This window comes from Pseudorhodoplanes sinuspersici (genome assembly GCF_002119765.1).
GTDB lineage: Bacteria > Pseudomonadota > Alphaproteobacteria > Rhizobiales > Xanthobacteraceae > Pseudorhodoplanes > Pseudorhodoplanes sinuspersici.
The window spans coordinates 2,851,649-2,864,435 of record NZ_CP021112.1; the positions used below are offsets into that span (position 1 = coordinate 2,851,649).

General features: G+C 59.8%; 12 protein-coding genes and 1 pseudogene. 7 read left to right on the top strand and 6 right to left on the bottom strand.

Translation table 11 applies throughout. The annotated features are described in order from the left end of the window. Complete coding sequence (opgC, locus tag CAK95_RS29985; RefSeq protein ID WP_245303754.1) at positions 1-573, bottom strand: OpgC domain-containing protein; 573 nt, start codon at positions 571-573, stop codon at positions 1-3. Positions 574-652: 79 nt separating this feature from the next. Beyond that, positions 653-1,189, bottom strand: a pseudogene (locus tag CAK95_RS30470) (OpgC family protein); the annotation flags it as partial. A 135-nt stretch (positions 1,190-1,324) separates the two neighbouring features. On the opposite strand from CAK95_RS30470, the gene CAK95_RS30475 reads away from it, so the two are divergent. From CAK95_RS30475 to msrP, 3 genes are all read left to right on the top strand, one after another. Beyond that, positions 1,325-1,957, top strand: coding sequence for a class I SAM-dependent methyltransferase (locus CAK95_RS30475; protein ID WP_157699621.1), 633 nt, complete (start codon positions 1,325-1,327; stop codon positions 1,955-1,957). A 181-nt stretch (positions 1,958-2,138) separates the two neighbouring features. Next, positions 2,139-4,214, top strand: coding sequence for an elongation factor G (locus CAK95_RS13740; protein WP_086088424.1), 2,076 nt, complete (start codon positions 2,139-2,141; stop codon positions 4,212-4,214). A gap of 237 nt (positions 4,215-4,451) precedes the next feature. Continuing rightward, positions 4,452-5,429, top strand: coding sequence for a protein-methionine-sulfoxide reductase catalytic subunit MsrP (gene msrP / locus CAK95_RS13745; RefSeq protein ID WP_086088425.1), 978 nt, complete (start codon positions 4,452-4,454; stop codon positions 5,427-5,429). Positions 5,430-5,785: 356 nt separating this feature from the next. On the opposite strand, the gene CAK95_RS13750 is transcribed toward msrP, so the two are convergent. Continuing rightward, positions 5,786-6,679 carry a LysR family transcriptional regulator gene (locus CAK95_RS13750; RefSeq protein WP_086091406.1) on the bottom strand — a complete coding sequence of 298 codons (894 nt, stop codon included), beginning with the start codon at positions 6,677-6,679 and terminating at the stop codon, positions 5,786-5,788. 49 nt (positions 6,680-6,728) lie between these two features. Next, complete coding sequence (gene trxB, locus CAK95_RS13755) at positions 6,729-7,694, bottom strand: thioredoxin-disulfide reductase (protein ID WP_086088426.1); 966 nt, start codon at positions 7,692-7,694, stop codon at positions 6,729-6,731. A gap of 243 nt (positions 7,695-7,937) precedes the next feature. Here trxB and CAK95_RS13760 point away from each other — a divergent pair, with 243 nt between their 5' ends. The 4 genes from CAK95_RS13760 to CAK95_RS13775 all read left to right on the top strand — a co-directional run bounded on the left by CAK95_RS13760 (position 7,938) and on the right by CAK95_RS13775 (position 11,440). Next, positions 7,938-8,420 carry an Lrp/AsnC family transcriptional regulator gene (locus CAK95_RS13760; RefSeq protein WP_086088427.1) on the top strand — a complete coding sequence of 161 codons (483 nt, stop codon included), beginning with the start codon at positions 7,938-7,940 and terminating at the stop codon, positions 8,418-8,420. A 180-nt stretch (positions 8,421-8,600) separates the two neighbouring features. Further along, entirely contained in the window at positions 8,601-9,611 is a 1,011-nt protein-coding gene (locus CAK95_RS13765; protein ID WP_086088428.1) for a TRAP transporter substrate-binding protein, read from the top strand. 36 nt (positions 9,612-9,647) lie between these two features. Further along, on the top strand, positions 9,648-10,133 hold the full coding sequence (locus tag CAK95_RS13770) for a TRAP transporter small permease (protein ID WP_086088429.1): 486 nt from the start codon (positions 9,648-9,650) through the stop codon (positions 10,131-10,133). Beyond that, complete coding sequence (locus CAK95_RS13775; RefSeq protein WP_086088430.1) at positions 10,130-11,440, top strand: TRAP transporter large permease; 1,311 nt, start codon at positions 10,130-10,132, stop codon at positions 11,438-11,440. Before CAK95_RS13770 ends, CAK95_RS13775 begins: the two co-directional genes overlap by 4 nt. A 144-nt stretch (positions 11,441-11,584) precedes the next feature. Here the strand turns inward: CAK95_RS13775 and CAK95_RS13780 are convergent, their stop codons facing one another. Next, entirely contained in the window at positions 11,585-11,986 is a 402-nt protein-coding gene (locus CAK95_RS13780) for a DoxX family protein (protein WP_086091407.1), read from the bottom strand. A 284-nt stretch (positions 11,987-12,270) separates the two neighbouring features. Further along, entirely contained in the window at positions 12,271-12,744 is a 474-nt protein-coding gene (gene greA, locus CAK95_RS13790) for a transcription elongation factor GreA (RefSeq protein ID WP_086088432.1), read from the bottom strand. Between the last annotated feature and the right edge of the window lie 43 nt (positions 12,745-12,787).

Below are 12,787 nucleotides of genomic sequence, written 5' to 3' on the forward strand. Positions count from 1 at the left end.
TCAGGCATAACCACCGGCAATATCGGCATCGGCCACACGGCCATCGAAGCCGTATTTCCGATTGAAATTCTTGAAGAAATCGAGCCAGGCGGCGACCGCGACCATGATCGCGACGCCGGCCAGGCTGATTGTGATTTGCGTCGGCCAGCCGCCCGAAGTCTCGGTGATGATGAAATGGGCCGCAGAGGACAGGAAGACGCCGAGGCAGAAAATTTCCAGCGAATGCTGACCGCACAGGATAGCGGGCTTCAGCCACGGCGAATGCAGCGCGCTCCAGGTTTTCGGCACAAGCCATGCGGCGAGCACGGCGTAAGCCGCGAAATGGATGAAGCGCAGCGGATCGAGATTGGTCTTGTCGATCGGATAGAGGAAGTCGTGCAGCCATCCCGGCTTGAATTCACTGAGCGTCGGGTAGTACCACGAGCGCACGATCAGGAACGCGAAGACAAGATAGGCGATCGCCAGCACAATCGTGATCGGCGATTTCAGGACGGGAGACAGCTTTTGCGCCCCGCCCAGCGCGCACCATGCGCCGAAGACGAACAGCAACTGCCAATGCAGCGGGTTGATCACCCAATAGCCTTGCGGATAGGCGGTGAAAGTGCCATTCGAAATGCCCGGCCGCGATATACAGAGCCAGCGATAGTCCTAGCGCCAGTACTGGTGCGCGCAGCAATAGCCACAGCGCGAACGGAAACGTCAGCAGCAGGACGATATAGACCGGCAGAATGTCCATGTTCGCCGGATTGAATTGCAGCGTCAGCGCGCGCGGCAGCGTCACATCAGGCTGCTTCAGCAGATCGACGATGTTCATTTCCTCAGCGAAAAGCGGGTTCTCGAACGTCCTTGCCACATAGGCGATCTGCGCGAAGAACGCCGCAAGCAGAAGGACGAAGGCGACATAGAGTTGCCAGACCCGCTTCAGGATACGCGCCGACGCAATGAGAAAGCCCTGACCGGACATGGCGCGGGCATAGGCGATGGCGGCCGAATAGCCGGAAATAAAAATAAAAATTTCGGCGGCATCGCTGAAGCCGTAATTGCGGACCGTGACCCGGCCGACGATGTTGCCTGGAATGTGATCGACGAAGATCAGCCACAGCGCCAGGCCGCGGAAGAAATCAAGCCGGAGGTCGCGCTGACGCAACGCGGTTGGACCGTCGCCGCTTTTCTCCGTCGCCTGTTGCATGGCCGGACAACACCAGCCGAGTACCGCTTAGTTCCGGGCTGGCGGTGCGGCATTTTTCCCTTGCAATGCGACGACGGGAACCGAGCGGACAACAGCGTATTAGCGATATCGTGTCGTGAAACCATGAGGTCGCTGATGTCGAATACTGCCCTGATTCCGGATCATGAGACGATTGCCCGCTGGTACGACGGGAAGGATTTTTCCTGCGACTGGACGACGGCCAACATTCCGATCTGGGCGAATATCCTGCACGAGCATCGCAACCGGGCCGTGCGTGTGCTCGAAATCGGCTCGTGGGAGGGCCGTTCGGCTTTGTTCTTCTTGAATTATCTGCCGAAAGCGCATGTCGTCTGCATTGATCCGTTCGGCGGCAATGCCGAACATCAGCTGGACGAGTATTTTGCTAATCAGGTGCCAGCCACTGAAGGTCGCTTCGACCGCAACGTGGTGGCGCCGTTCGGCGGCCGTGTCGAGAAGATCAAGGGTGCGTCGGGAACCGTCGTGCCGCGGCTTGCCATCGAGGCTCGGCAATTCGACATCGTCTACATCGACGGCAGTCACTTCGCGGCCGATGTCTATGCCGATGCGGCCTTGATCTGGCCGCTGGTCGCGCCGGGCGGCATCGTGATTTTCGACGATTACAACTGGGATCTGATGGATACCGAACAGGAGCGCCCCAAGCTGGGCGTCGACGCGTTCCTGGCCGGTATTGCGGGGCAATACCGGCTCGTACATTCCGAATACCAGCTCGTCATCGCGAAATCATGAGCGGGCAAAGCGGCGGGAACGCGGCAGAAACACGCGGATCGATCCTTAAATTTGTGCCGACCACGAACCCTCTTGCCTTCACCGTAAAGCAGGCAGAGCATAGGCCTTCCGGCGTCTGATTGCGGCCGGAAGTTCTCCGGCCCTTTCTCGTCAGGCGCTCGCTCACATAAGGGAGGCGTCGATGACGGAAGCGAATGCGAACGGCACAAGAGCCAATGGCAATAGGCCAACGGGTCCCCGGTGCATTGCATTGGTGGGCCCCTTCCAGAGTGGAAAGACCACACTTCTCGAAGCCATTCTTGCGCGCACCGGCGCGATCCAGCGCCAGGGCAGCGTTGATGCCGGCACGAGTGTCGGCGACAATTCCAAGGAAGCGCGCGATCACCGCATGAGCGTGGAATTGTCGGTCGCGACTACTTCTTTCATGGATGAGAATTATACCTTTATCGATTGCCCCGGTTCGATTGAATTCTTGCACGACATGCGCGCCGTATTGCCGGCGGTCGATGCCGCGGTCGTGGTGTGTGAGGCGGATGAGAAGAAAATCCCGCAATTGCAACTCGTGCTGCGCGAGCTCGAGGATCTGAACATTCCCCGTTTCGTGTTTCTCAACAAGATCGACAAGGCCGACAAGCGCCTGCGCGAAACGCTGCAGATGCTGCAGCCGGCCTCACGCGTGCCGTTGCTGCTTCGACAAATTCCGATCTGGCGCAATGGCATCGTCACCGGTTTTGTCGATCTCGCGCTTGAACGCGCCCATGTCTACAAGGAATACACGGCTTCTCAGGTGGTCGAATTGTCGGGTGACGATCTGGAGCGCGAAAGGACCGCACGCTTCACCATGCTGGAGACGCTCGCCGATCACGACGACGAATTGATGGAACAATTGCTGGAGGATATCCCGCCGCCGCGCGACAAGATCTTCGATGATCTCGCGAAGGAGCTGCGCGAGGGACAAGTCTGTCCGGTGCTGATCGGCGTCGCCACGCGCACCAACGGCGTGCTGCGCTTGCTGAAAGCTTTGCGGCATGAGGCGCCGAATGTCGAAACGACGGCGCAGCGTCTTGGCGTCAAAGCCAACGGCAACGACGCCGTCGGATATGTTTTGAAGACCATCAATACCGCCCATGGCGGCAAGATGTCGGTTACGCGCGTGCTTGCTGGTTCCATTGGCGACGGCACCGTGATGAATTCACAGGATCGCGACGCCGGCCGCGTCTCTGGCGTGTACAAGATGATGGGGCAGGCCTTCGAAAAACGCGGGGCGGCATCTGCCGGCGAAACGGTGGCGCTCGGCAAGCTCGACAATGCCAAAACCGGCGACACGCTGGCATCGGGCAGGGAGTTGCCGAAGCGATTGACCGAAGTCACGGCCTATCCGCCGGTGTTGGCGATCTCCATCGCAGCCAAGGAGCGCAAGGACGACGTGAAACTCGGCCAGGCGCTCAACAAGCTGGTCGAGGAAGATCCATCGATCACCATCGTGCACAATCCTGATACCCATGAGGTCATCCTGTGGGGGCAGGGCGAAATGCATCTGCGTGTGATCGCCGAGCGGCTGACGGATCGCTTCGGCATCGCCATCGAAAAGCGGCAGCCGCAGGTCGGCTATCGCGAAACGATTAAGAAAACGATCCAGCAGCGCGGCCGCCACCGCAAGCAATCGGGCGGTCATGGGCAGTTCGGCGACGTGGTGCTCGATATCAAGCCACTGGGGCGCGGTGAGGGCTTTACGTTCGCTGAAACGATCACCGGCGGTGTCGTGCCGCGCAACTATATTCCGTCGGTGGAGGAGGGTGTGCTCGACGGCCTGAAGCAAGGGCCGCTCGGTTTTCCAGTGGTCGATATAGCGGTCACCCTGATCGACGGCTCGTACCATACCGTCGATTCATCGGATCAGGCATTCCGCACGGCGGGCCGCATCGGCATTGTCGAGGCGTTGCCACACTGCCATCCGGTGCTGCTGGAGCCGATCCATCTGGTGGAGATCGTTTGCCCCAACGATGCGACGGCGAAGATCAACGCCATCCTGTCCGGACGGCGCGGCCAGATCCTCGGCTTCGATACCCGCGAGGGCTGGTCGGGCTGGGACAGCGTGCGCGCGCAATTGCCGGAATCGGAGATCGGCGATCTGATTGTCGAGGTGCGATCGGCGACCGCCGGCGTCGGCACCTTCACCTTCCAGTTTGACCACATGGCCGAACTTACTGGCCGCACGGCGGACCAGATTGTCGCCTCGCGGCGGGCGGCGGAATAAATCGTCTCGTTGCCGCCGAATGGATGAAATCCGGCGCCAGATGCAGCCGCGTTTGGCGCCGGTTCCTTTTCGAAACGCAAACAAACACGGCGCGCTCAAGACTATTCGGATGCGGAGCGGTGTTTGTTACATCGAGCGGATGTCAATTTCGTTTCCCGGATCCGTGATTTGCGGAGCGCGGCCGCCTTGCGTATCTCGGGAGCAACCACGGAAATTTGCGATGCAAGGATACCTACAATGAATGTGATCCGCCGCCGCGGCTGGGAAATTCCGGAAAGCCAGGTCACGCCTGAGCATCTCTTCTTCAACCGGCGGGCGTTCCTGACCGGCGCGGCCGGTATCGCCGCCAGCATCCCGGTGATGTCGCCGCAACTCGCCTCCGCGCAGCGTATTGCCGATCTGCCGGACCCGACCGCCGATCTCTACCCGGCCAAGGCCAACACGACATACCCGATCGATCGTCCGCAAACCGACGAGAAGATCGCGACCACCTACAACAATTTTTATGAGTTCGGCGGCGACAAGGCCATCTCGCAGCGCGCGCAGGTGTTGAAGACGCGGCCCTGGACCGTCAAGATCGATGGCATGGTGGAGAAGCCGTTCGAAGTCGGCATCGACGATCTCATTCGCAAGATGCCGCTCGAGGAGCGCATCTATCGCCTGCGTTGCGTCGAAGCCTGGAGTATGACCATTCCGTGGACCGGTTTCCCGCTCGCCAGGCTGGTCGAAATGGCGAAGCCGCTGTCATCGGCGAAATACCTGCAGATGCAAACCTTCAAGGATCCGTCGATGGCGCCTGGCCAGCGGCAGACCTGGTATCCATGGCCTTACACCGAAGGTCTGACGATCGAAGAGGCGAATAACGATCTCGCCTTCCTCGTCACCGGTGTTTACGGCAAGCCGGCGCCCAAGCAGATGGGTGCGCCGCTGCGTCTCGCGGTGCCCTGGAAATACGGCTTCAAGTCGGTGAAATCGATCACGCATTTTACCTTCACCGACAAACGGCCGAAGTCCTACTGGGAATCGCTGCAGGCACGTGAATACGGCTTCTGGGCCAATGTGAATCCGAAGGTCGATCATCCGCGCTGGAGCCAGGCGACCGAGGAGGTGATCGGCGCCGGCGGCAAGCGCGTTCCGACGCTGCTGTTCAACGGCTATGGCGAATATGTCGCCGATCTCTACAAGGGCCTCGAGAACGAACGATTATATGCGTGAGTTCATTCCGCGCAGGTGTGAATCTAGAAGGTTTGATTCAAAGCTGTGTCGTCGGCGCTTGCGTTTGAACGAACGAAGCGATTGATCGTCACATAAGCGCAAGAAAAAACCGGGCCGCGAGGGGAGCGGCCCGGTTGAGTTCATGCCGACGCGGGATGTCGGCATTCACCTTCCAGAGGGGAATCACTGTCTGCGGTTGGTCGCGATCTGGGAGGATTCGAAAACCGCTCGCATCCAGCATATGTAAGAGTATCGGTCTGCAACGCCGCAGCGACAACGTCTAAGCTCGTGAAGCTGCCATGCGCGATCCGCAAGCCTGTGCGCGATAGGCAAACACAATCAGGTCATTTGCGCGATCAGAACGTCCAGCGCTGCGCCTTCGACACCAAAAAGTCACGGAACACCTGCACGCGCGCAACGGACTTAAGTTCTTCCGGATAAACGAAATAGGCGTCAAGCGTGATTGGATCTGTTTCGCCGAGTAACTGCACAAGTCCGCCTTTTTCTTCAATGAGATAATCTGGCAGTAGTGCGATACCCAAACCCTGCTGACATGCGCGCAGTAACGAGATGATGTTATTCACGACGAGGATGGGTGTGCGCGGCGCTTTGCCCTCGCGGCCCACTTCGAGCGGCCATGCGCGATTCTGCAGGAAGGTTGGGATGTTTCCACCGCCCAGCATCAGAATGCGATGATTGTCGAGATCGTCGATCTTTGAAGGCGTTCCAAACCGCTTCAGATAGTCCGGCGATGCATAGACATGGAAATGCACCGAGAACAGTTTGCGCTGGATCAAATCCGGCTGCGTCGGAATGCGCAATCGTATTGCGACGTCGGCCTCGCGCATTGCGAGATCGAGTTCTTCGTCCGTCATGATCAGCGACATGCGGATATCGGGATAAAGATCGAGGAATTCGCCGATCTTCGGTGTCAGCCAATGCGTGCCAAGGCCGACTGTTGTCGTCACCTTGAGATCGCCATTGGGCCTCTCGCGGCTGTCGGTCAGCTTCGCTCTGGCCGATTCCAGCTTCATGAAGACTTCATGCGCGGTCCGATAGAGCAGTTCGCCTTGCTCTGTCAGGATCAGCCCGCGGGCATGGCGGTGGAACAGCGACACGTTGAGTGCCTGTTCGAGCGCGCTGACCTGGCGCGAGACGGCCGATTGCGAAAGGCCGAGCTGCTCTCCGGCATGCGTGAAGCTGCCGGCTTCCGCTGCTGCATGGAAGACCTTCAGCTTGTCCCAATCCATCGAGGTCATTGAGAAACGTGATCGTTGCTGGAGCAAAATCTCACCGCCCTTATTCCGCCGCCGTAAGCAATTGCTCGTGCGCGGCCAGGAATCGTTCGGCCTCGAGCGCGGCCATGCATCCTTGTCCGGCAGCGGTGACCGCCTGCCGGTAGATATCGTCGGTGACGTCGCCGGCGGCGAACAGGCCGGGCACCGACGTCGCGGTCGAATGCGGCTTTGTCGCCACGTAGCCCGACGGCTTCATCTCGACTTTGCCCTGCACCAGTTCGGTGGCAGGCGTGTGCCCGATGGCGATGAATACGCCATCGACATTTCGTTCGCTGACAGCGCCGGTCTTGATGTTGCGCAGTTTGGCTGCCGTCACTTTTGACGGTGCTTCGGACCCGATGAGATCGTCCACCACCGTGTCCCACAGCACTTCGATCTTCGGATTCTTGAACAGGCGCTCCTGCAGGATGCGTTCGGCGCGCAGGTTGTCGCGGCGGTGCACGAGCGTCACCTTGCTGGCAAAATTGGTCAGGAACAGCGCCTCTTCAACGGCGGTATTGCCGCCGCCGACGACGATCACTTCTTTACCGCGATAGAAGAAGCCATCGCAGGTGGCACAGGCTGAGACGCCATAGCCTTTGAATTGTTCCTCGAATGGCAGGCCCAACCAGCGCGCCTGCGCGCCGGTGCAGAGGATCACCGCATCGGCGAAATAAACATCGCCGGAATCGCAGGTCAGGCGGAAGGGCCGGCTGGAGGTATCGAGATTGTTAACGTGATCGGTGACGATGCGGGTGCCGACATGCTCGGCCTGCTTCTGCATCTGCTCCATGAGCCAGGGGCCCTGGATCACATCGGCGAAGCCCGGATAATTCTCAACGTCCGTGGTGATCGTCAGCTGTCCGCCCGGCTGATAGCCCTGGATCAGGATCGGCTCCAGCATCGCGCGGGCGGCATAAATTGAGGCCGTGTAGCCGGCGGGGCCGGACCCGATGATGACGACCTTGGCGTGGGTGGTTTGGCTCATCTGGACTTCCCGGCTTGGAAGGGTTGCAGCCGGGTCAGACACAATCAGCGATCCCGGTCTTGTGCGGTGCGAATTTAGGCATTTGACGCAGCTATGCAAGTTTTGCAAAGCGGCCGACTCGCACGGGCCACCGGAATAGTACCAGAAGTGCCTAAAAAAGGTCGTCCGCGTAATTTTATTTCGTGCTCGGCAGGTATATCTCTAGGGTCCCTGCGAATTTCAATAACTGAGGACCGACGCGGCATGCTGGCCCGACTTGACGCCATCGACCGGAAAATCCTGGCCGAATTGCAGGAGGATGGCCGCATCACCAATGTGGAGCTGGCCCGGCGGGTCGGAATTTCGGCGCCGCCCTGTCTGCGCCGGGTGCGGGCGCTGGAGGATGCGGGCTATATCCGCGGCTACCGGGCACTGCTGGACGAAAAGCGGCTCGGCTACGAGATCACCATTTTTGCGCTGGTGCACCTGTCGAGCCAGGCCGATGCGGACCTTACCGCGTTCGAGGCCTTCGTGCGGGCGCAGCCCCTGGTGCGCGAATGCTGGATGCTCTCGGGCGAGGTCGACTTCATCCTCAAATGCGTGGCGCCGGACCTGAAGACCTTTCAGGCCTTCGTCAATGAACTCACCGGCGCGCCGCATGTGCGCAACGTCAAGACGTCGCTGACGCTGCGCGTCTCGAAAGACGCGCCGAGCGTGCCGATGGAAAGGTTGCCTGCGGCGCTTTGACATCCGCAGGCAATTGACCTGCCTTGGACGGTCGATAACATCGCTTCTACACGTCAGGAGACGAGGGCACCGCACAACAAGCAGACTCTAAATCAAAGCCAAAGTGCTGCAGCCGAGAGCAGATCCGGAAAATCGGACGGCTCGTCGACAGCGAAATCCGTTCCTTGGGAGGAATCGCATATGCAATCGACTCGACGCACTTTTCTTGCCGGCAGCTCGGCATTCGCAGCCGCAAGCACCCTCTCGCTTCCGGCCTTCGCGCAGGACGAATTGAAGCTCGCGACTTTCGTGCCGCCGTCGCATCCGATTCCGCACCAGGTGTTCACCGCCTGGTTTCCTGAGGTCGAGAAACAGAGCGGCGGCAAGCTGAAGATCAAGCTGTTCCCCTCGATGCAGCTCGGCGGCAAGCCGCCGGAGCTCTACCGCCAGATGATCCAGGGCGTCTCCGACATGTGCTTCACATTGCCGGGATATACGTCGAACGATTTCCCGCGGATGGCGCTGACGGAATTGCCCGGCCTGTCGGCGACCGGAGAAAAAGGCACCCGCAATCTCTGGGCCGCCCTCGAAAAATATCTGGCTCCCGAGTTCAAGGGCGCGAAGGTGCTGATGCTCTGGAACAACGACGAGGCCGCGTTGATGAGCAAGTCGAAGCCGATCCGCACGCTGGACGACATGAAGGGCATGAAGATCCGCACGCCGTCGGCCGCGCAATCGGCCCAGCTTGAAGCGCTCGGCGCCGTGCCGATCGATATGCCGGCGAACCAGATCTACAATGCACTCGACCGCGGCGTGGTGGACGCCACGATGATCCCGGTGTCCGGCGCGATCGATTTCAAGCTGATCGAGGTAGCGCGCTATTTCACGCTCAATGCGCCGCTCGGCCGCTCGCCGTTCCTGGTGGCGATGAATCAGGCCCGCTACGACAAGCTTGGTGCCGACGAGAAAAAGACGATCGACAACACCACAGGTCTTGGCCTCAGCCTGAAAGGGACAGAGACTTATGAGGCGCGCGGCCGCATGGCGGTCGAACAGATCAAGAAGGATCGCGAACTGATCATGCTGTCGGACGCCGAGCACAAGCGCTGGCTGGATGCATTCAAGCCGCTGATTGCGAGCAAGACCGCGGAAGCTGAGAAGGCGGGAATTCCGGCCAAGGGCCTGCTCGGTGTCTACGGTATGACGGTATAAGTCGCAGGACTCAACGGCCGATCGGGGCGGCAATCGATGCAGTCATTTGAGCGCGCGTTCCGCGCCCTCGCGCTTGCGAGCGGCTTCATCCTGCTGTTCGTGATGGTCTATACCGTCGCCGATGTGTTGATGCGTTACGCATTCAACCGGCCGTTCAGCGGCTCGGTCGAGGTCACCGAGTTTGCGATGTCTCTCATCGTGTTTCTGGCCTTGCCCTATACAGGCTGGGCGGGGGCGCATATCTCGGTCGATCTGTTCGAGAAATATCTCGACCGTCCCGCTTTGCGATTGTTGCCCTCGGTGATCGCCTTTATAGGTGCGGCGTTGTTCGCGCTGATCGCATGGCGGGTGATGCTGGAAACGGCCGCAACGCTCCATCAGACCAGCAATATGCTGCGCATGCCGCATTACCCGTTCCGGCTTGCGGTCGCGGTCTGCTCGCTTCTGTTTGCCCTCGTCCTGCTGGTCCAGGGCTGGCAAGCCTTGCGGCGCAGGCATGAACACGGCACGCACCATCCATGACGCTCGACAGCGAAACCATCGGCATCATCGGCATTGTCGTGATGCTGATCCTTCTGGCTCTGCGCATGCCGATTGGCATTGCGATGCTGCTGGTCGGCATCACAGGTTTTGCCTGGCTGAACGGGTTGCCGGCGGCGTTGTCGTCGCTCGGCAACGCACCCTATTCCTATTCCACCGTCTATGATCTGGCGGTGATCCCGCTGTTCGTCCTGATGGGTAATTGCGCCGCGGTGTCGGGCATGAGCCGCGACCTTTACGCCGCGGCCTATGCTTGGCTTGGGCATCTGCGGGGCGGGCTTGCATCCGCAACCATTGCGGCCTGTGCGGGCTTTGCCGCCGTGTCAGGGTCGAGCATCGCGTCCGCCGTGACCATGGGGCGGGTCTGCCTGCCGGAAATGAAGCGCTACAAATATTCGGACGCGCTCGCGACCGGCACGGTTGCGGCGGGCGGCACACTCGGCATCCTCATTCCGCCCAGCACCGCGTTCGTCATCTATGCGATCCTTACCGAGCAATCGATCGGACGCCTGCTCCTCGCGGGCTTTCTGCCCGGCCTATTGTTGTCGCTTCTGTTCATCCTGACCATCGCGATCTGGACTTATCTGAAGACCGACATAGGACCGCCGGGCGAGCGTGCAAGCCGCGAGGAGCGGATGCGCACGTTGATCCAGTCTGGCCCCATGATTGCGATTGTCGCGATCAGCATCGGCGGCATTTATGTGGGAGCTTTCACCCCGAGCGAGGCGGCTGCGGTGGGCGCATTTCTGTCCTTCGCGCTCGCCCTGTGGCGGAGGACGATCAACTGGGACTCGCTGTCGATCATCCTGATCGAAACGGTGAAGACGACGGCGTTCGTGTTTCTGATCCTGATCGGGGCGTTCGTGTTCGGGCCGTTTCTCGCCTTGAGTGGCCTGCCGGAGCAGATTGCGACCGCGCTGGTCGCAATGGAGCTGCCACGCTATCTCATCCTGTTCGCGCTGATCCTGATCTATATGATGCTCGGAATGTTTCTCGAGGGCTTCTCGATCCTCGTGCTCACGCTCGCGATCGTGATTCCGATTATCGATGCACTCGGTTTCGACCTGATCTGGTTTGGCGTGATTATGGTGATCGTGCTGGAAATGGGTCTGATCAGTCCGCCGGTCGGCATCAACGTGTTCGTGGTCAAGGGGCTCGTTCCCGACGTCCCGATCGGCGAGATCTTCAAGGGCATCTTGCCGTTCTGGCTGGCGATGGGTGTCTGTATTCTGCTGCTGGTCCTGTTCCCTCAGATCGTGCTGTTCATCCCCAACACGATGATCAGATAAAGCGTTTTCGAGCGAAGTGGGTACGGTTCGCGTGAAGAAAACGCGTCAAAACAAAACTGGAGCCGGCTTTGATTCCATCAAAGCCGGAAGGGCTCTGGGCGCGGTCCGGCGGCCTCATCCGGGAGGCCGCCGGTCGTCGTGGGACTATTGTTTGTTACGCGCCGCGTCGACGCTCCAGGCGCCGCCGCCTGCGAATGCGAGATAGAGGAAGACGAAGCAATACAGCACCGCCAGCTCGCCGCCATTGACGATCGGATAGAAGCCGCGCGGCGCATGCGCAATGAAGTAGGCGAAAGCCATCAGTCCCGAGAGAACGAAAGCCACCGGCCGTGTGAACAGGCCGATCACGAGCAAGGCGCCGCCGATCAGTTCAAACAGGCCGGCCGTCCAGCTCAGGCCATAGGGTTGCAGCTTGGCGAATTGCTCCATGGGCGGAATGCTGAGGAATTTCGCTGTACCATGCTGCATGAAAAGCAGGGCGGACATGATGCGCAGAACACTCAGCATGCGTGGTGTCCAGGCGGTGCAGACGTCTTTCAAAGCCATGAGAATTCCCGTGTGAACGTAGGAGAAGCGATCAACCCGCATTCCATGTTCTGCGACGTGTTGTCATCCGGTTTTCGTCTTATGCACGTTCAAATTCACGTTGAACAGAATAGAGGTATTCAAAACTGGCTGCGTCGGTTTGCCACGCGCACGGTTTGCGTGTGCGTATTTGAAAAAAAGCCACTGGATCAAAAAAATCGTCGAACCAAAAAAGAAATCGCCGGACGAGTGCCCGGCGATCGATTGCATCGATATGAATATATCCGCGTTCGGGAAGACGCCGCTCAGCGCCACTCCACCTTCAGCACTTCATAGGCTTTGGCGCCACCGGGTGTAACCACCTCCACATTCGCGCCCTTCTTCTTGCCAAGCAATGCGCGGGCCAGCGGCGAGGAGATCGAGATGCGGCCGGATTTGGCGTCCGCTTCAGGCTCGCCGACGATCTGCCACACCTGCTTCTTTTCGGTATCTTCGTCCACCAGTGTCACGGTGGCGCCGAACTTGACGGTGTCGCCTGACAGTTTCGAAACGTCGATCACTTCGGCGCGCGCCATCTTGTCTTCAAGCTCGGCGATGCGGCCTTCGTTATGCGACTGTGCCTCTTTGGCGGCGTGATATTCGGCATTTTCCGAAAGGTCGCCATGGCCGCGCGCTTCCGTGATCTGCTGGATGATGCGCGGGCGCTCCACCTGCTGGCAGTGCTTCAGCTCGGTCTCAAGCGCCGTATAGCCGGCCGCCGTCATCGGGATCTTTTCCATCGTCTTCCAACCTCCGGTCCGCAGCCCCCTTTTCGGGCTGCGA

What these genes read in the sequence shown, in the direction of transcription:
- CAK95_RS30475 (WP_157699621.1), top strand. Translation starts at nt 1,325, where the DNA reads ATGTCGAATACTGCCCTGATTCCGGATCATGAGACGATTGCCCGCTGG.
- CAK95_RS13740 (WP_086088424.1), top strand. Translation starts at nt 2,139, where the DNA reads ATGACGGAAGCGAATGCGAACGGCACAAGAGCCAATGGCAATAGGCCA.
- msrP (WP_086088425.1), top strand. Translation starts at nt 4,452, where the DNA reads ATGAATGTGATCCGCCGCCGCGGCTGGGAAATTCCGGAAAGCCAGGTC.
- CAK95_RS13750 (WP_086091406.1), bottom strand. Translation starts at nt 6,679, where the DNA reads ATGGATTGGGACAAGCTGAAGGTCTTCCATGCAGCAGCGGAAGCCGGC.
- trxB (WP_086088426.1), bottom strand. Translation starts at nt 7,694, where the DNA reads ATGAGCCAAACCACCCACGCCAAGGTCGTCATCATCGGGTCCGGCCCC.
- CAK95_RS13760 (WP_086088427.1), top strand. Translation starts at nt 7,938, where the DNA reads ATGCTGGCCCGACTTGACGCCATCGACCGGAAAATCCTGGCCGAATTG.
- CAK95_RS13765 (WP_086088428.1), top strand. Translation starts at nt 8,601, where the DNA reads ATGCAATCGACTCGACGCACTTTTCTTGCCGGCAGCTCGGCATTCGCA.
- CAK95_RS13770 (WP_086088429.1), top strand. Translation starts at nt 9,648, where the DNA reads ATGCAGTCATTTGAGCGCGCGTTCCGCGCCCTCGCGCTTGCGAGCGGC.
- CAK95_RS13775 (WP_086088430.1), top strand. Translation starts at nt 10,130, where the DNA reads ATGACGCTCGACAGCGAAACCATCGGCATCATCGGCATTGTCGTGATG.
- CAK95_RS13780 (WP_086091407.1), bottom strand. Translation starts at nt 11,986, where the DNA reads ATGGCTTTGAAAGACGTCTGCACCGCCTGGACACCACGCATGCTGAGT.
- greA (WP_086088432.1), bottom strand. Translation starts at nt 12,744, where the DNA reads ATGGAAAAGATCCCGATGACGGCGGCCGGCTATACGGCGCTTGAGACC.